The organism is Dechloromonas agitata is5, assembly GCF_000519045.1.
In the GTDB taxonomy this organism is placed as follows: domain Bacteria; phylum Pseudomonadota; class Gammaproteobacteria; order Burkholderiales; family Rhodocyclaceae; genus Azonexus; species Azonexus agitatus.
Window position 1 is genome coordinate 240,998 of record NZ_KI912532.1, and the last position, 16,387, is coordinate 257,384.

A 16,387-nucleotide genomic window follows, 5' to 3' on the forward strand; every position below is an offset into this window, starting at 1 on the left:
CTCAAGCTCGCTTTCTTGCCTTGTAGAGTTCGTGAAAAGTCCGGTTGCCGGCGACCGGCAGGTCGCGCCCGGCCGTCCACCCCGGCGCCAGGCCGAAAATGTGGATGCGGCCGTCTTCGCCGGCCAACCAGCTCAGATAACGGGCAGCCCGCCGGGTCAGCCAGCGATAGAGCGCCGGACGCCCGGCCAGCCAGGCCCAGGCCTTGAACGCCAGGCGCTCGCTCAACGGGCGCAGGCCGCGCTCGACCTGATCGGTGCGCAATTGGTGCATCAGTCTGGGCAGCGGGATACGCACCGGGCAGACGCTGCCGCACTGGTTGCAGCCGGTGGTGGCATGCGGCAAATCGAGGGCGTTTTCGATGCCGGTGTACAGCGGTGTCAGGACCGAGCCCATCGGCCCCGGATAGACCCAGCCGTAAGCGTGGCCGCCGAGGGAAAAATAGACCGGGCAATGGTTCATGCAGGCACCGCAACGGATACAGCGCAGCATGTCCTGGTAAGCCGAGCCGAGCAGATTGGCGCGGCCGTTGTCGACCAGGATGAAGACTGTCTTCTGCGGGCCGTCGTGCTCGCCTTCGCGCTGGGTACCGGTCAGCAGCGACACGTAATTGGAAATGCTCTGCCCCGTCGCCGAGCGCGGCAGCAAGCGCATCAGCGTAGCGAAATCCTCCAGCGTCGGTATGACCTTCTCGATGCCGGTGACCACGACATGCACCTTGGGCAGCGTCGTCACCATGCGGCCGTTGCCTTCGTTGGTCACCAATGCGGCGGTGCCGGTTTCGGCAATCAGGAAATTGGCCCCGGTGATGCCCATCTCAGCCGTCAGGAAGTGCTGGCGCAGCACCTGGCGCGCCTCGCGGGTCATGTCCGGAATATCAGCCGAGGTACGGGTTTCGATGGGCCGCCCGTGCTCCTTGGCGAACAGTGCCTCGACTTCCTCGATGGTCTTGTGCACAGCCGGAGCGATGATGTGGGACGGCGTTTCACCGGCCAGTTGCACGATGTATTCGCCGAGATCGGTTTCCACCGGCCGGATGCCGGCAGCGGCCAGCGCTTCGTTGAGGTGCGCCTCTTCGGAGAGCATCGACTTCGACTTGGCCGCCTTGCTCACTCCATGGCGGCGGGCGATGTCGACGACCAGCCGGCCGACCTCCTCACCGTCGCGCGCCCACAGCACCTCGGCGCCACTCGCGGTGGCCCGTTCCTCGAAAATATCCAGCCAGACATCGAGATCAGCCAGCGTCCGGTTACGGATACCTTCGCACGTGGTGCGCAGGGTTTCGAAATCCAGCGCATCGTCGGCCAAGGCGGCGATGCCTTTGGCCCGCTTGCCGACGAACAGCGGCTTGGCCTTTTGCAGGGCGCGCTGCAACACCGGGTTGCGCACTTTCTCGCCGGCCCGCGCCTGGAAGTGCATGGCCTGCGAATGTCTGGCGGCAGCGCTCACGTCCCCCCCCCGGCCAGAACTTCGGCAATATGCAGGACGCGTGTCGTCTCGTCGCCGCGCCGACGCAGGCGACCTTCGATGTTCATCAGGCAGCCCAGATCGCCGCCGACCACGGCATCCGCCCCCGCGGCAGCAATCGACTCGCATTTCCGGTCCACGATTTTCGTCGACACGTCGCCGAACTTGACCGAAAAAGCGCCGCCAAAGCCGCAGCACTCCTCGCATTCGCTCATTTCCTTCAGCGTCAGGCCAGGCACCTTGGCGAGCAGGGCGCGCGGTTGGCGCTTGATGCCGAGGCTGCGCAAGCCCTTGCAGGAGTCGTGATAAGTCACGCTGCCGTCGAACGCGGCCGGCACGGCCGACACCTGCAGCACGTCGGCCAGGAAAGCGGTCAGTTCGTAGGCCCGTTCGGCCAGCGCCCGGGCACGCGCACTCCAGGCCGCATCGTCGGCCAGCAGTTGCGGATAGATGTTGCGGATCTGATCGGCGCACGAACCGGAGGGAATCACCACGGTATCGTAGCCTTCCAGCTCACCGATGGCCTTCTTCGCCAACTCGGCGGCCAGCGCCCGTTCGCCGGCGCTCCAGGCCGGCTGGCCGCAGCAGGTTTGTCCTTCCGGAACAAGGACTTCGCAGCCGGCCGCTTCGAGCAGGCGCAAGGCCGCAAAGCCCACGGAGGGGCGCATCAGGTCCACCAGACAGGTAACGTAGAGGGCTACGCGCATGCTAATATTGCGCCGCACAAGAAAAGAGAAGTGGCCAATGCTACTCAAACCATACCAATAAAGGAATCCAGTTGTCCGAAGCAGTCAGCGGGGCCGCCAAGGCACCCGGCTCCATCCAGGTCATCGAGCGCATGATGTCGCTGCTCGACGCGCTTGCCGCGTCACCCGATGCCGCCAGTCTCAAACAATTGGCACTTGCCACCGAACTGCATCCATCGACGGCGCACCGCATTCTGGCAGCGATGAGCGCTGCCCGCTTTGTCGAACGTCAAGATGCCGGCACGTATCGCCTCGGCATCCGGCTGCTCGAACTGGGCAACATCGTCAAATCACGCATCAACGTGCGCGAAGTCGCCCTGCCCTTCATGCAGGAACTGCATGAAAAAATCGGCGAGGCGATCAACCTCGGTGCCCGCCACGACGACGAGATCGTCTATCTGGAACGCACCTCCTCCGGCCGCGCCCTGGTTCGCGTCGTCTATCTCGTCGGCGGCCGTGCACCACTGCACCTGACCTCGCTCGGCAAGCTCTTCCTGGCCACCGATGGTCCGCAGAAGGTGCGTGAATATGCCAAGCGCACGGGCCTGCCTGGCAAGACGCCGCATTCGCTGACCACGCTCGCCGCGCTGGAAAAGGAGCTGGACAAGGTGCGCCGCCACGGCATCGCTTACGACGACGAGGAGGCCGAACTCGGGCTCAAGTGCGTTGCCGCACCGATCCATGACGACGAAGGCCAGATCGTCGCCGCCCTCTCGGTTTCCGCTCCGGCCGACCGCCACGATCCGGACTGGGCGCTACAGGTCAAGAAAACCGCAAACGCCGTGTCGCACGCCCTCGGCTACACCGGGCCGCGCAAGTAGGCATACGCACCAGCCCCAAAATATGAAAGGCCGCTTGCTGCGGCCTTTTTCACATGACGCCCCGCACCGGTCAGGTCTTGCGGCGATCCGAGGCCAGCGAGGCGCTTTCCATCCAGCGCTTGATGCGGTTCGCGTCGCCGACACGGGTCATCTTGCCGACCGAGTCGAGCAGCACGATGACCACCGGCTTGTCGGCCACCCGTGCCTGCATCACCAGGCAACGGCCGGCTTCGGAGATGTAGCCGGTCTTCGAAACGCCGATCTCCCAGTTGTCACTACGCACCAGGGCATTGGTGTTGCCGAAATCACGAATGCGCCCGTTCAACTCGACCTTGGCTTCGGCCGTCGTCGAGTATTGGCGGATTTCCGGATAACGCGCCGCCGCGGCAACCATGCGCGCCAGGTCGTGGGCCGTCGACACGTTGTTGCTGGACAGCCCGGTCGGTTCCTCGAAGCGGGAGTTGTACATGCCCAGCGCGTGGGCCTTCTTGTTCATGGCCTGGACAAAGGCCGGCATGCCACCCGGATAGTGGCGACCCAGCGCATGCGCCGCACGGTTTTCGGACGACATCAGAGCCAGCAGCATGGCCGTCTCGCGGGTCATCGTGGTACCGACCGGCAAACGGGAGCGCGTCCCCTTCAGGCCGTCGACATCCTCTTCGCCGATGGAAATGACCTCCTGCAAATCGAGCTTAGCGTCCAGCACGACCATGGCCGTCATCAGCTTCGAAATCGACGCGATGGGGACCACGGCATCCGGCTGCTTTTCGACCAGTGGCTGGCCGGTGCTCTGGTCGATCACCAGAGCCGATGCCGAGTAGAGGGCCAGGCGACGCGGATCGCCATCCATCTCCAGCGCCGCGCGAACCGGCTTGCCGGCCGGCTTAGCGGCTGCGGCGACTTTCCGGGTCGGACCGTTGGCTGTGTTGCCAGCCGCCACCTTGCCGGATTTGCCTGCCGCTGTCTTGCCCGGCAACGCCTTGCTGGCTGCCTTCGGAGCAGCTTTCGCAGCGCTCTTGCCCGGTTTCTTAGCGGTCGTCGACTCGGCCTTCCTGGCCTGCGCAGCGAGAACGGGCGTTTGCACGCACAACCCGCACACGGCGCCGACCAGCAAGGCCGCCTTCAGTATCTGCTTCATTCTCACCATCTCCTGCCAATCGTGGCAATTCTAACCAAGTTTAGCAGGGGATGGATAATTTTCAATAAAAATAAGCAGATACAAAAACAAATTAAAGCAACAACTTAGCCGGCATCGACCACCGTCAGGGCCGTCATGTTCACAATCCGGCGTACCGTGGCGGTCGGCGTCAGAATATTGACCGGCCGGGCAGCACCGAGCAGGATGGGGCCGATGGTCAGGTTGTCGCCGGCCGCCATCTTGAGCAGGTTGAACGAAATGTTGGCGGCATCCAGCGTCGGCATGACTAGCAGGTTGGCCTGCCCCTTGAGGCGGGAATTGGGGAAGGTTTTGAGGCGAATCTGCTCGTCAAGCGCCGCATCGCCGTGCATTTCCCCCTCGACTTCCAGTTCCGGCGCCCGCTCGCTGAGTTGCGCCAGCACCTCGCGCATCTTCAGCGAGGTCGGCGTGTCTTCAGTGCCGAACGTCGAGTGCGAGAGTAGCGCGACCTTCGGCGTGATGCCGAAATTGCGGATTTCCTCGCAGGCCAGCAGGGTCATGTCGGCCAGCTGTTCGGCAGTCGGATCGTAATTGACATAGGTGTCGCCGATGAACACGGTGCGCTCGGGCAGCATCAGCAGGTTCATCGCGTAGTAGCGATCGAGCCCCTGGCGCGTACCGATGACGTTCTGGACATATTCGCGATGCGTCTCGTGGCGGCCGAAGGTACCGCAGATCAGGCCGTCGGCGTAGCCCAGCCTGACCATCAGCGCGCCATACAGCGTATTGCGGCGACGCACTTCGCGGCGGGCGTAATCGGGCGAAACGCCCTTGCGTTCCATGATGCGGTGGTAGGTCGTCCAGAACTCCTCGTAATGCGCCTCGAAGAAGCTGCAGTTCTCGGAATGCACCACCTCGAAATCCTCGCCCTCGCGGATGCGCAAACCGGCCGCCTCGATGCGGCGATTGATCTCGGCGTGACGGCCGATCAGGATCGGCATCGCGATGCCTTCGTCGCGCACTACCTGCACGGCGCGCAGCACGCGCTCATCCTCGCCCTCGGCAAAGACGATGCGCTTGGGCGCCAGCTTGGCCTGCGAGAAAACCGGTTTCATGATCAGGCCGGAGTGATAGACGAACTCGTTCAACCCCTGCAGGTAGGCATCCCAATCCTGGATCGGCCGGGTGGCAACTCCGGACTCCATGCCGGCCCGGGCAACGGCCGGCGCGATCTTGACAATCAGGCGATGGTCGAAGGGCTTGGGAATCAGGTATTCCGGGCCGAAGCCAGAGATCTTCTCGCCATAGGCCGAAGCGACGACTTCCGACTGCTCGGCGCGGGCCAGTTCGGCGATGGCCTTGACCGCCGCCATCTTCATTTCTTCGGTGATGGTCGTCGCACCGACATCGAGCGCACCGCGGAAGATGAAGGGGAAGCACAGCACGTTGTTGACCTGGTTCGGGTAATCCGAACGGCCGGTGCAGATGATCGCGTCGTTGCGTACGGCCTTGACCTGCTCGGGCAGGATTTCCGGGGTCGGGTTGGCCAGCGCCATGATGACCGGGTTGGCCGCCATCTTGGCGACCATGTCCTGCTTCAGCACACCGCCGGCGGAGAGGCCGAGGAAGACGTCGGCGTCGGCGATGACCTCGCCGAGCGTGCGGGCGTCGGTCCGCTTGGCGTAACGCGCCTTGATCTCGTCCATTTCCTCGACACGGCCTTCATAGACGACGCCCTTGATGTCGGTGACCCAGATGTTCTCGACCGGCGCACCGAGCATGACCAGCAGGTCAAGGCAGGCGAGCGCCGCGGCGCCGGCGCCGGAGGTGACGATCTTGACCTTGGACAGATCCTTGCCGATCAGGTGCAGGCCGTTGAGGATGGCGGCACCGACGACGATGGCGGTGCCGTGCTGGTCATCATGGAAAACGGGAATCTTCATCCGCTCGCGCAGCTTCTTCTCGATGTAGAAGCACTCCGGTGCCTTGATGTCTTCCAGGTTGATGCCGCCGAAGGTCGGCTCCAGCGAGGCGATGGTGTCGATCAGCTTGTCGGGGTCGCGCTCTTCGATTTCGAGATCGAAGACGTCGATGTTGGCGAATTTCTTGAACAGGACACCCTTGCCCTCCATGACCGGCTTGGCGGCCAGCGGGCCGATGGCACCGAGACCGAGGACGGCGGTGCCATTGGTGATGACCCCCACCAGGTTGGCGCGCGAGGTCAGCGTGCTGGCCTGGGCCGGGTCGGCGACGATTTCCTCGCAGGCGTAGGCGACGCCGGGCGAATAGGCCAGTGACAGGTCGTACTGGTTGGTCAGTTGCTTGATCGGGGTTACCGCGATCTTGCCGGGCTTCGGCTGGCGGTGATAGTAGAGCGCGGCTTCGCGTAGCTGTCGAGGATCCATTTCCTTGTCTCCGTTTTGTATTGTGAAACGCCGTTTTGAATCGCGAAAGATCATAGCACGGTGCGCCTCAATTTCCACACCATCGGATATTACGTAGGCCCTGCCGTCAAGTAGATGTTTACCCTAATTTGATGCATAATTACGCGCTTCCCAGCCGACGGCCTCCAGCCGCTCGAAGTCTTGGTGGCAGCTCCCGGCGACTGGCGTAAACCTAGCTATTTCAGTAACTTATAGAGAGACAGATCGCCATGACCGCACCGCTGAACGCGCCCCAATACGTCAAACACGAAGCCCTGAAAAAATGGGTCGCCGAAATCGCTGAACTGACCCAGCCCGACAGCATCGTCTGGTGCGATGGTTCGCAGGAAGAGTATGACCGCCTGTGCGCCGAAATGGTCAAGGCCGGCACCCTGATCAAGCTCAACGAGCAGAAGCGTCCGAACTCCTACCTGGCCTTCTCCGATCCGTCCGACGTCGCCCGCGTCGAAGACCGCACCTATATCTGCTCCGAGAAGAAGGAAGACGCCGGCCCGACCAACAACTGGGAAGAGCCCGCCAAGATGCGTGAAACCCTGAATGGCCTGTTCAAGGGCTGCATGAAGGGCCGCACGATGTACGTCATTCCGTTCTCGATGGGTCCGCTGGGTTCGCCGATCGCCCACATCGGCGTCGAAATCTCCGACTCCGCCTACGTCGTGGTCAACATGCGCACGATGACCCGCATGGGCGCCAAGGTGTTCGACGTGCTCGGCACCGATGGCGAATTCGTGCCCTGCGTGCATACCGTCGGCGCCCCGCTGGAAGCCGGCCAGAAGGACGTGGCCTGGCCGTGCAACCCGACCGTCAAGTACATCGTGCACTACCCGGAAACCCGCGAGATCTGGTCCTACGGTTCCGGTTACGGCGGCAACGCCCTGCTCGGCAAGAAGTGCTTCGCCCTGCGCATCGCCTCCAACATGGCGCGCGACCAGGGTTGGCTGGCCGAACACATGCTCATTCTCGGCGTCGAGTCGCCGGAAGGTGAAAAGACCTACGTCGCTGCCGCCTTCCCGTCGGCCTGCGGCAAGACCAACTTCGCCATGCTGATCCCGCCGAAGACGCTCGACGGCTGGAAGATCACCACCATCGGCGACGACATCGCCTGGATCAAGCCGCGTGTCGACCAGGACGGCGTCACCCGCTTCTACGCGATCAACCCGGAAGCCGGCTTCTTCGGCGTCGCCCCGGGCACCTCCGAGAAGACCAATTACAACGCCCTGGCCACGCTGAAGGAAAACATCATCTTCACCAACGTCGCACTGACCGACGACGGTGACGTGTGGTGGGAAGGCCTGACCAAGGAAGCCCCGGCTCACCTGATCGACTGGCAAGGCAAGGACTGGACGCCGGAAGATGGCAAGGCCGGCCGCAAGGCAGCGCATGCCAACTCCCGCTTCACCGCCCCGGCCAGCCAGTGCCCGTCCGTCGATCCGGCCTGGGAAGATCCCGCCGGCGTGCCGATCTCGGCCTTCATTTTCGGCGGCCGCCGCGCCACCACCGTGCCGCTGGTCTACCAGGCCTTCAACTGGAACTACGGCGTCTACATGGCGGCCACCCTCGGCTCCGAAACCACCGCTGCCGCCTTCGGCCAGCAAGGTGTCGTCCGTCGCGACCCGTTCGCCATGCTGCCGTTCTGCGGCTACCACATGGGCGACTACTTCAACCACTGGCTGCGCATGGGCAAGGCGGTCGACGCCACGCCGAAGATCTTCTGCGTCAACTGGTTCCGCATGAACGAGAAGGGCGAATTCATGTGGCCGGGTTTCGGCGACAACATGCGCGTCCTGAAGTGGATCGTTCAGCGCTGCAAGGGCACCGTTGCCGCCAAGGAAACCGTCCTCGGCTGGATGCCCAAATTCGAGGACATCGACTGGACCGGCCTGGAAATCGACAAGGCCGATTTCGAAGCGCTGACCACCATCGATGCCGATGCCTGGAAGGCCGAACTGGCCGGCCACAAGGAGTGGTTCGACAAGATGGGCGAGAAGATGCCGCGCGAACTCGTGCTCAAGCGCGAACTGTTCGAAATGGGCATCTTCAAGGACGCCGCCTAAGCACCAGCTGAGCGATAATCGAACGGCCACCTGCGGGTGGCCGTTTTCATTTGAGGAATGCCATGACTTACCGTCCCGCCCGCCGCCTGGCCGACATCGAACCGTTCCACGTCGTCGAACTGCTGACCCGTGCCCGGCAACTGGAGGCCGAGGGGCGCGACATCATCCACATGGAAGTCGGCGAGCCGGATTTCCCGACGCCGGAACCGATTGCCGAGGCGGCCATCGCAGCGATCCAGCGGGGCAAGACGCTGTATACCCAGGCACTCGGCCTGCCCGAACTGCGGGCGGCGATTGCCGATTTTTACCGCGAACGCTATGGCGTCGTCGTGCCGGCCAGCCGCATCGCCATCACCAATGGTGCATCCGGGGCACTTAACCTCGCCTTCGCGGCACTGGCCAATCCCGGCGACGAATGGCTGCTGGCCGACCCCGGTTACCCGTGCAACCGCCACATCCTGCGTACCTACGAAGGCGTGCCACGGAGCATCCCGGTTGGCCCGGAGAGCAACTTCCAGCCGACGCCGGCCATGCTGCGCCAGCATTGGACCGAGCAAACGGCCGGTCTGCTCGTCGCCTCGCCGGCCAACCCGACCGGCACGCTGCTGACGCTGGCCGAGATCGAAGCGCTGGCCGCCGTATGCCGGGAAAAGGGCGGCCATTTCATGGTGGATGAGATCTACCACGGCCTGACGTACGAAATCTCGGCGCCGACCGCCTGCGCCGCCGGCGACGACATCTGGGTCATCAACAGCTTCTCCAAGTATTTCCAGATGACTGGCTGGCGCCTGGGCTGGCTGGTCGTCCCCGAGGCTTACGGGCGCGACATCGAGAAATTGGCGCAGAACCTCGTCCTCTGCCCGTCGACACCGGCCCAGTACGCCGCGCTGGCGGCCTTCGAGCCACATACCATCGACATTCTGGAAGCCCGGCGTGCCGAATTCCGCCGGCGCCGCGATTTCCTGGCGCCGGCCCTGGAAGCCATCGGCTTCCGCATCACGGCCCGGCCGGAAGGGGCGTTTTACCTTTATTGCGATTGCTCGGCCCTGGCCGACGACAGCTTCATGCTGGCCCGCGACCTGCTGGAGAAGGCCGGCGTGGCCGCAACGCCGGGGCTGGACTTCGGCAGCAACGCACCGGAGAAACATATCCGCTTCGCCTACACGACCGGCATCCCGCGCCTGGCCGAGGCGATCGAGCGGCTAAGCGCTTACTTCGGCCGGTAAGGCGAGATTGGCATGACGGGCGGCAACGGCTGCCCAATCGAAATGCGGCCCGGGGTCGGTCTTGCGCCCCGGCGCGACATGGCTGTGGCCGGCGATAGCAGTAATCGGATAGCGCGCCCGCAGGGCATCGAGCAAGGGCCATAGGGCGGCATACTGCTCGGCCGTGAAGGGCTGGCTGTCCGCCCCTTCCAGTTCGATGCCGACCGAGTAGTCGTTGCAGTTGGCGCGCTCGCACCAGCACGATTGCCCGGCATGCCAGGCGCGCCGGTCGCAGCCAACGAACTGGATGACCCGGCCGTCGCGCCGGATGTAGAAATGCGCCGACACCTGCAGATCGGCGATGGTCGCGAAATAGGGATGCGCCGCCGGATCGAGGCGGTTCAGGAAAAAATCCTCGACCCACGTACCGCCGAACTCATCCGGCGGCAGGCTGATGCTGTGGATGACAACCAGCGACACGGCCTCGCCCGCCGGCCGTTCGCCGAAATTGGGCGAAGGTAGCCAGCGCGCGCCTTCCAGCCAGCCGTCGGCCTGCCAGTTCATCAGTCGATGCCCAGGCGTTCCAGCCGGTAGCGCATGGAACGGAAGGTCACACCCAGCAGGCGGGCCGCCGCCGTGCGATTGCCCTCGGCCTTCTGTAGCGCTTCCAGGATGGCCTGACGTTCCAGGCGATTGAGGTATTCATCGAGCGTTTCGCTGCCGCGCCCCTCCAGCCCGGCATCGTGAATCTCCTCCGGGCCGAGATGGAGGTCCTCCACCTCGATGCTGTCACCGGAACACAGCGCCGTGGCGCGCTCCAGGATGTTCTCCAGCTCGCGGACGTTGCCCGGGAAGGAATAGAACTCCAGTGCCTTGAGCGCCCCCGGCGACAGCCTGGGCGGCTGGTCGCCGAACAGGCGACGCAGGATGGCATCGACCAGCGGCGCGATATCCTCGGCCCGCTCACGGAGCGGCGGCATGCGCAACTCGATGACGTTCAGGCGGTAATACAAGTCCTGGCGGAAGGCCCCCTTGTCGACCAGATCGCGCAGGTTCTTGTGCGTGGCGCAGATGATGCGCACATCGACCGGTTCCTCGGCCACGCTCCCCACCTTGCGTACCCGTTTTTCCTGGATGGCGCGCAGCAGCTTGACCTGCATGGCGAGCGGCAGATCGGCCACCTCATCGAGGAAGAGCGTGCCGCCGCTGGCCGCCAGGAAGAAGCCGTCGCGGTCGTCCTGGGCGCCGGTGAAGGCCCCTTTGCGGTAACCGAAGAACTCGCTTTCCATCAGGTTTTCCGGGATCGCCCCGCAGTTCACCGGCACGAAGGGGCCGGCGGCGCGGGCACTCCGGCTGTGGATCAGGCGGGCGGCCAGTTCCTTGCCGCTGCCCGACTCACCGGAAATGTAGATCGGTGCCTGGCTGCGTGCCAGCTTTTCGATCATGGTGCGCACCTGCTGCATGCTGGCCGATTCGCCGATCAAGGACTGCAGCGGATCGTCGTTGTCCTGGCCGTTACCGGGCAGGCGCAGGGCCGATTTGATCAGGGCGCGCAACTGCTCCAGGCCGACCGGCTTGGCCAGGTAGTCGAAGGCTCCGGCTTTCAGCGCCGCCACCGCATTGCCGGCGCTGCCAAAAGCCGTGATCACGGCAACCGGTGTCTGCGGGCAATACTCGTTGATATAGCGGACGATCTCCAGGCCCTCGCCATCGGGCAAGCGCATGTCGGTCAGGCAGAGCTGGAAGTCGCCCTCCTTGAGGGCCGCAATCGCCTCGCCAACCGAGCCAGCACATTCCGTCGCCAAACCCATACGGGCCAGGGTCAGGTCAATCAGTTCGCGAATATCGGCCTCGTCGTCGACGACGAGAACCCGGCTCAGTTCGCCGCGCGGGCGCCGTTCGGTTCTGGCAACTGACACGTGTCGTTTCTCCCTGCAACAATGAAATGGGCCCCACCGGCGGAAGGCAGCAACTCGATGCTCGCCCCGTTGGTCGCGCACAGTTCGCGGGCGATGAACAGGCCAAGGCCGGTACCCTTGGTGTGCGTCGTGAAGAAGGGCTCGAAAATCTGCTCACGCACCGCCTCGGGTATACCCGGACCGTCATCGATCACATGCAATTCTACCCGGCCGTCGCTGGCGCCGTTCTGCAGCACGACGCGTACCGCCGCCCGGCCTCCGGTGGAATGGCGCAAGGCATTGCTGACCAGGTTCCACAGCACCTGGTGCAGGTGCGAACGGTCGAAACAAATGGTGAAGCGGTCGCGGACCTCCAGCTCGACCACGCCGGATGCCAGATTTTCGCTATCAACAAACTGCTCGAGGAAGCCGGCACAGAATTCGTCGGCTGACAGCAATTCCGGTTCGGCGCGGTTCTGCCGGCCGAGTTCCAGGATGTCGCGCACGATGCGGTCGAGACGCGCCACATTGTCGTTCAGGATGCGCAGCAGGCGGTCCTGCATGTCACCGCGCCGCTCTTCGCGCAACAGTTCGCCGGCATGGCCGATGGCCGACAAGGGATTGCGGATTTCGTGGGCGATGCTGGCGGTCAGCCGACCGAGCGAGGCCAGCTTCAGTTGCTGCGCCTGCTCCCGGATACGGCTGACATCCTCGAGGAAGACCAGTGCCTCGCCGTCCGAACTGCTCGTTGCCTCGAAGCGGGCGCGCAGGGAGCGCCCCTCACTACCGATGAACTCGAAACTGTCCGCCCCCTCGCCCTGCCGCCAGGCCAGCAGCGCATCGTCCAGGTCGCGGGCGACGGCGGCCAGCGAGATCGGGGCATCGCTGGACGGCAAGCCGAGCATGCCTTGGGCGACCGGGTTGGAGCGATTCACGCCCCCCTCCTTGCTCAGGATCAGCACGCCATCCTGCATCCGCTCGATGACGCGCAGGCTGATGACGATCTGGTTGGCCAGCGCGATACCGCGCCGGCGGGCGAGTTCCTCGTTGGCCATGACGCGCTGGCCGAGCAGGCGGGCGAGGATGGCCGTGGCGAAGAAACCGGCGCTGATCAGACCGGCCTGGACGATGCTGGAATATTCGAAGCGATCGACCACGATGCCGTAGGCCTGCATCGACAGCACGGCCACCGTCGCGACGGCGGCATAGAACAGGACCAGCCGGCCACGCCCGACCAGGCTGGCCGCCGCCAGCGACACGATGAGCAACACGCTGAGCCCGCTGCCAACGCCCCCTGCCTGCAGCATCAGCGAACAGACCACGCCGATGTCGATCATCACCTGGCCCGACAGCTGGGCATTGAAGTGCTGCTGCCAGTGGGTGGCGAGGAGCAGGCCGCCGATGGCCGCTGCGGCATAGAAGCCGACCTGGCCGAACATCGGCAGGCTGGGCAACAGGTTCAGGCGGGCCGTCCATTCGTTCGGAAAGAGCAGCGCCAGGAAGAACAGCGCGGCGAGGACCAGCCGGTAGAGATTGAAATACTGGAAGGAGCGCCAGTTGGCCTCCCAGGTAGACGACAGCCAGTCGGTCATCGGCCGTCGGCGGCTGGGCCCAGCTGGCGGTGGGCTTCGCTGCAATAGACCCGGCCGTCAGCAGCAATGCCGTCGCTTTCCGGCAGATAGACGCCGCACTGGGCGCAGCGCACCATCTTCTCGGCCGCCGGGGCCGGGCGCTGTTCCTCGCCAGGGCGCCGGGCCACCGCCTGGCGCTTCGACCAGACCCACCAGATCACCGCAATCAGGCCAAGCCACAACAGATATTTCATCGATCATTCCGCAGCACAAGACGCTCCACGCCGGGGAGCAAGCCAGTCGCCCCAGGCCGGGGCAGGCCGGTGGCGCGCAGGCACCGGCACCGCCTGGCGGGCGGCATCGGCGAGCAATCTATCACATTTTGGCAGGCTCCCCGAGGCGGCCGCCAGCCGCCAGATGCGATACCGATCATTCTGATTAGCCATTCAATTCGTATCGTGATTTGCACCCCACCCCGGCCAGAAGGGGCTTCAAAAGATGACTGGCCGCCGTTAAATGATACTTGCGCTGCAGTACAATATCGGGCTTAGTCAATTCTCATGTCGTGCGACGGGCCAGACCGGCCGCCGACAGATCCTTCATCGTGAGCGACCTCGTTCAACAGCGCCTCAACGCATTCCGCCAGCAGCGCCGGGTCCAGGCCGGTTCGCTGATCATCACCGTCTTCGGCGACGCCATCCTGCCGCGCGGCGGACGCATCTGGCTGGGCAGCCTGATTCGCCTGCTCGAGCCGCTGGACCTGAACGAACGCCTGATCCGCACCTCGGTTTTCCGGTTGGCCAAGGAACAATGGCTGCGCACGGAGAGCATCGGGCGTCGGGCCGATTACGTGCTGACCCCGTCCGGCCGCCGCCGCTTCGAGGAAGCATCGCGCCACATCTATGCCTCGAACGCCCCGCTCTGGGATCGCCGCTGGCGCCTGATCCTCGTCGTCGGCGAACTGGAGGCCAAGTTGCGCGAGGAACTGCGCCGCGCCCTGTTCTGGCAGGGTTTCGGTGCGCTGGGCGCCGACTGCTTCGTGCACCCGAGCGCCGAATTGCCCAGTGTGCTCGACACGCTGATCGCCGAAGGCATGTCGTCCGCCCTCGGCGCCCTGCTCCCGCTGTTTGCCGCCGACTCGCGCTCGGCGCAATCGGCCAGCGATGCCGATCTGGTCAGCCGGGCCTGGGATCTCGGCGGCCTGGCCGAGGCCTACAGCCAGTTCGTCGCCGCCTACCAGCCCATCCTCGACGAACTGCGGCGCGGGCACATGGCCTCGATCAGCAACCAGGACGCTTTCCTGTTGCGCATCCTGCTCATCCACGACTACCGCCGCCTGCTGCTGCGCGACCCGGAACTGCCGGAAGTCCTGCTGCCGGCCACCTGGCCGGGCCAACAGGCACGGCTGCTGTGCAAGGAACTCTACAAACGGCTGGAAGAACCTTCCAACCACCATCTCGACCAGGCCTTCTGCCTGGCCGACGGCAGCGTGCCCAGCCTTGACCACTCGCTGGCCGAACGTTTCCCGCAATACGATCCGCTCAAGAAAACCTGATCAGCCGCCGCGCTTCTTCAGTTCGGTCAGCGGGATGACGTCCGGCATCTCGATGCGCTTGCGGTCCGGCTCGACTGCCGCCAGCGGCGTGGTTTCAACCAGAGTGGCCAGGCAGCGGCGCGTCAGGTCCTGATAGGTGCGCGTACCGTCCGTCTTCCAGGCGATTTCCTCGTCGCTCAGGGGCCGGATGATCTTGGCCGGCATGCCGGCGACCAGCACGCGCGGCGGGATTTCCTGGCTGGCCTTGACGAAGGCGGAGGCGGCAACGATGCTCGCCTCGCCGATCACGGCGTTGTCCATGATTACCGCATTCATGCCGACCAGTGCATTGCGGCCGACCCGGCAGCCATGCAGCACCGCGCCGTGGCCGATGTGGCCGTTTTCCTCGACCACGGTATCGGTCCCGGGAAAACCGTGCATGACACAGGTATCCTGCAGGTTGGCGCCGGCCTCCAGGATCAGGCGGCCAAAATCACCGCGCAGGCTGGCGCAGGGGCCGACATAGCAGCCCGGGCCGATGATCACGTCGCCGATCAGGACGGCGCTGGGATGGACATAGGCCGTCGGATCGACAACCGGAACGATGCCGTCGATGGCATAGACGCGCAGGCTTGACATGAGGGGCTCACTTTCACGAACAGGCTTCATATTATAGAATCAATTCCATATAACAAAACCCAGGGAACAGTCATGAACGATGAAGTCGACGGTAAACACGGCGTCCAGTCGCTGGAAATCGGCATGGGCATTCTGCGTGCGATGGTCAATGGCCAGCGTTCGATGATGCTGAAGGAAATTGCCGCGGCAGCCGACATGCCGGCCTCCAAGGCACACCGCTATCTGGTCAGCCTGATCCGCGCCGGACTGGTCGAACAGGACCCGATGAGCTCGCGTTACGATCTCGGGCCCTTCGCGCTGAACATCGGCCTCGTCGCCCTTGACCGCCTCGATCGCGTCCGCCTGGGCCTCAACGCCATCGCCGAGATGCGCGACGAAATCAACCAGACCACTGCCCTCGCCGTCTGGGGCGACAAGGGACCGGTCGTCGTGCGCTGGGAACGGCCGCGCCGCCCGATCACGGTCAACGTCATCACCGGTACGGTTCTCGAACTGCTCTCTTCTGCCACGGGCCGTGTCTTCGCGGCGTGGATGCCGAAGAAGACCGTCGCGCCGCTCATCGCCGCCGAACTCAAGGCCCCGGACGTGCCCCCCGAACTGAGAAGCAAGGCCGGCGTCGAGGACATGCTGGCCCAGGTACGCCACCAGGGCTTCGCCGACACCGGCGGCTTTCATCGCGTGCCGGGCGTCGAGGCCGTGGCGGCGCCGGTCTTCAACTTCAAGAATGAAATCACCATGGCCGTACTGGTCGTCGGCGTCCAGGGCATGTTCGACACCCGGGCCGAGGGCGAAGTGGTGAGCTGCCTGAAGCGGCATGCCGAGGCTTTGTCGCTGCGCCTGGGTGCCAGCGGCGAGCCGAAGACGCCAGTCTGAGCCGGCGCCTCCGCCACCGC

14 protein-coding genes are annotated in these 16,387 nt (G+C 64.5%); 5 read left to right on the top strand and 9 right to left on the bottom strand.

Annotated features, from left to right (window positions below):
• Nucleotide 1: 1 nt before the first annotated feature.
• Both K420_RS0101255 and K420_RS0101260 read right to left on the bottom strand, forming a co-directional pair.
• Entirely contained in the window at nucleotides 2-1,447 is a 1,446-nt protein-coding gene (locus K420_RS0101255; protein WP_332308155.1) for a lactate utilization protein B, read from the bottom strand.
• Nucleotides 1,444-2,172, bottom strand: a complete 729-nt coding sequence (locus K420_RS0101260) for a (Fe-S)-binding protein (protein ID WP_027456450.1) — start codon at nucleotides 2,170-2,172, stop codon at nucleotides 1,444-1,446. The genes K420_RS0101255 and K420_RS0101260 overlap by 4 nt, the downstream gene beginning before the upstream one ends.
• Nucleotides 2,173-2,303: 131 nt before the next feature.
• On the opposite strand from K420_RS0101260, the gene K420_RS0101265 reads away from it, so the two are divergent.
• Nucleotides 2,304-3,032, top strand: a complete 729-nt coding sequence (locus tag K420_RS0101265) for an IclR family transcriptional regulator (protein WP_084019727.1) — start codon at nucleotides 2,304-2,306, stop codon at nucleotides 3,030-3,032.
• Nucleotides 3,033-3,102: 70 nt separating this feature from the next.
• Here K420_RS0101265 and pbpG read toward each other — a convergent pair whose 3' ends face one another.
• A complete protein-coding gene (gene pbpG, locus K420_RS0101270) occupies nucleotides 3,103-4,170 on the bottom strand; it encodes a D-alanyl-D-alanine endopeptidase (RefSeq protein WP_027456452.1) in 1,068 nt (355 codons plus the stop codon).
• A gap of 104 nt (nucleotides 4,171-4,274) precedes the next feature.
• A complete protein-coding gene (locus K420_RS0101275) occupies nucleotides 4,275-6,554 on the bottom strand; it encodes an NADP-dependent malic enzyme (RefSeq protein WP_027456453.1) in 2,280 nt (759 codons plus the stop codon).
• Between the two features lie 248 nt (nucleotides 6,555-6,802).
• On the opposite strand from K420_RS0101275, the gene K420_RS0101280 reads away from it, so the two are divergent.
• Complete coding sequence (locus K420_RS0101280) at nucleotides 6,803-8,647, top strand: phosphoenolpyruvate carboxykinase (GTP) (protein WP_027456454.1); 1,845 nt, start codon at nucleotides 6,803-6,805, stop codon at nucleotides 8,645-8,647.
• A gap of 62 nt (nucleotides 8,648-8,709) precedes the next feature.
• Nucleotides 8,710-9,873, top strand: a complete 1,164-nt coding sequence (locus K420_RS0101285; RefSeq protein WP_027456455.1) for a pyridoxal phosphate-dependent aminotransferase — start codon at nucleotides 8,710-8,712, stop codon at nucleotides 9,871-9,873.
• Here K420_RS0101285 and ampD read toward each other — a convergent pair.
• Genes ampD through K420_RS0101305 form a run of 4 tightly spaced genes read right to left on the bottom strand, consistent with a single transcriptional unit; the run spans nucleotide 9,850 to nucleotide 13,575 of the window.
• Nucleotides 9,850-10,416, bottom strand: a complete 567-nt coding sequence (gene ampD, locus K420_RS0101290; protein ID WP_027456456.1) for a 1,6-anhydro-N-acetylmuramyl-L-alanine amidase AmpD — start codon at nucleotides 10,414-10,416, stop codon at nucleotides 9,850-9,852. The genes K420_RS0101285 and ampD overlap by 24 nt on opposite strands.
• Entirely contained in the window at nucleotides 10,416-11,771 is a 1,356-nt protein-coding gene (locus K420_RS0101295; RefSeq protein WP_084019520.1) for a sigma-54-dependent transcriptional regulator, read from the bottom strand. Before K420_RS0101295 ends, ampD begins: the two co-directional genes overlap by 1 nt.
• Nucleotides 11,729-13,342 carry a sensor histidine kinase gene (locus K420_RS17800; RefSeq protein WP_051452904.1) on the bottom strand — a complete coding sequence of 538 codons (1,614 nt, stop codon included), beginning with the start codon at nucleotides 13,340-13,342 and terminating at the stop codon, nucleotides 11,729-11,731. Before K420_RS17800 ends, K420_RS0101295 begins: the two co-directional genes overlap by 43 nt.
• Nucleotides 13,339-13,575, bottom strand: a complete 237-nt coding sequence (locus K420_RS0101305) for a PP0621 family protein (RefSeq protein ID WP_027456458.1) — start codon at nucleotides 13,573-13,575, stop codon at nucleotides 13,339-13,341. The genes K420_RS17800 and K420_RS0101305 overlap by 4 nt, the downstream gene beginning before the upstream one ends.
• A gap of 350 nt (nucleotides 13,576-13,925) precedes the next feature.
• Between K420_RS0101305 and paaX the strand changes: the two genes are divergently transcribed.
• On the top strand, nucleotides 13,926-14,876 hold the full coding sequence (gene paaX, locus K420_RS0101310) for a phenylacetic acid degradation operon negative regulatory protein PaaX (protein ID WP_035855134.1): 951 nt from the start codon (nucleotides 13,926-13,928) through the stop codon (nucleotides 14,874-14,876).
• Here the strand turns inward: paaX and paaY are convergent, their stop codons facing one another.
• Complete coding sequence (paaY, locus tag K420_RS0101315) at nucleotides 14,877-15,494, bottom strand: phenylacetic acid degradation protein PaaY (protein WP_027456460.1); 618 nt, start codon at nucleotides 15,492-15,494, stop codon at nucleotides 14,877-14,879.
• 72 nt (nucleotides 15,495-15,566) lie between these two features.
• Between paaY and K420_RS0101320 the strand changes: the two genes are divergently transcribed.
• Nucleotides 15,567-16,367 carry an IclR family transcriptional regulator gene (locus tag K420_RS0101320; protein ID WP_027456461.1) on the top strand — a complete coding sequence of 267 codons (801 nt, stop codon included), beginning with the start codon at nucleotides 15,567-15,569 and terminating at the stop codon, nucleotides 16,365-16,367.
• The last annotated feature ends 20 nt before the right edge of the window (nucleotides 16,368-16,387 follow it).

Excerpts from the sequence above, each read along its gene's own strand:
- K420_RS0101260 (WP_027456450.1), bottom strand. The coding sequence starts at position 2,172 with ATGCGCGTAGCCCTCTACGTTACCTGTCTGGTGGACCTGATGCGCCCC.
- K420_RS0101265 (WP_084019727.1), top strand. The coding sequence starts at position 2,304 with ATGATGTCGCTGCTCGACGCGCTTGCCGCGTCACCCGATGCCGCCAGT.
- pbpG (WP_027456452.1), bottom strand. The coding sequence starts at position 4,170 with ATGAAGCAGATACTGAAGGCGGCCTTGCTGGTCGGCGCCGTGTGCGGG.
- K420_RS0101275 (WP_027456453.1), bottom strand. The coding sequence starts at position 6,554 with ATGGATCCTCGACAGCTACGCGAAGCCGCGCTCTACTATCACCGCCAG.
- K420_RS0101280 (WP_027456454.1), top strand. The coding sequence starts at position 6,803 with ATGACCGCACCGCTGAACGCGCCCCAATACGTCAAACACGAAGCCCTG.
- K420_RS0101285 (WP_027456455.1), top strand. The coding sequence starts at position 8,710 with ATGACTTACCGTCCCGCCCGCCGCCTGGCCGACATCGAACCGTTCCAC.
- ampD (WP_027456456.1), bottom strand. The coding sequence starts at position 10,416 with ATGAACTGGCAGGCCGACGGCTGGCTGGAAGGCGCGCGCTGGCTACCT.
- K420_RS17800 (WP_051452904.1), bottom strand. The coding sequence starts at position 13,342 with ATGACCGACTGGCTGTCGTCTACCTGGGAGGCCAACTGGCGCTCCTTC.
- K420_RS0101305 (WP_027456458.1), bottom strand. The coding sequence starts at position 13,575 with ATGAAATATCTGTTGTGGCTTGGCCTGATTGCGGTGATCTGGTGGGTC.
- paaY (WP_027456460.1), bottom strand. The coding sequence starts at position 15,494 with ATGTCAAGCCTGCGCGTCTATGCCATCGACGGCATCGTTCCGGTTGTC.
- K420_RS0101320 (WP_027456461.1), top strand. The coding sequence starts at position 15,567 with ATGAACGATGAAGTCGACGGTAAACACGGCGTCCAGTCGCTGGAAATC.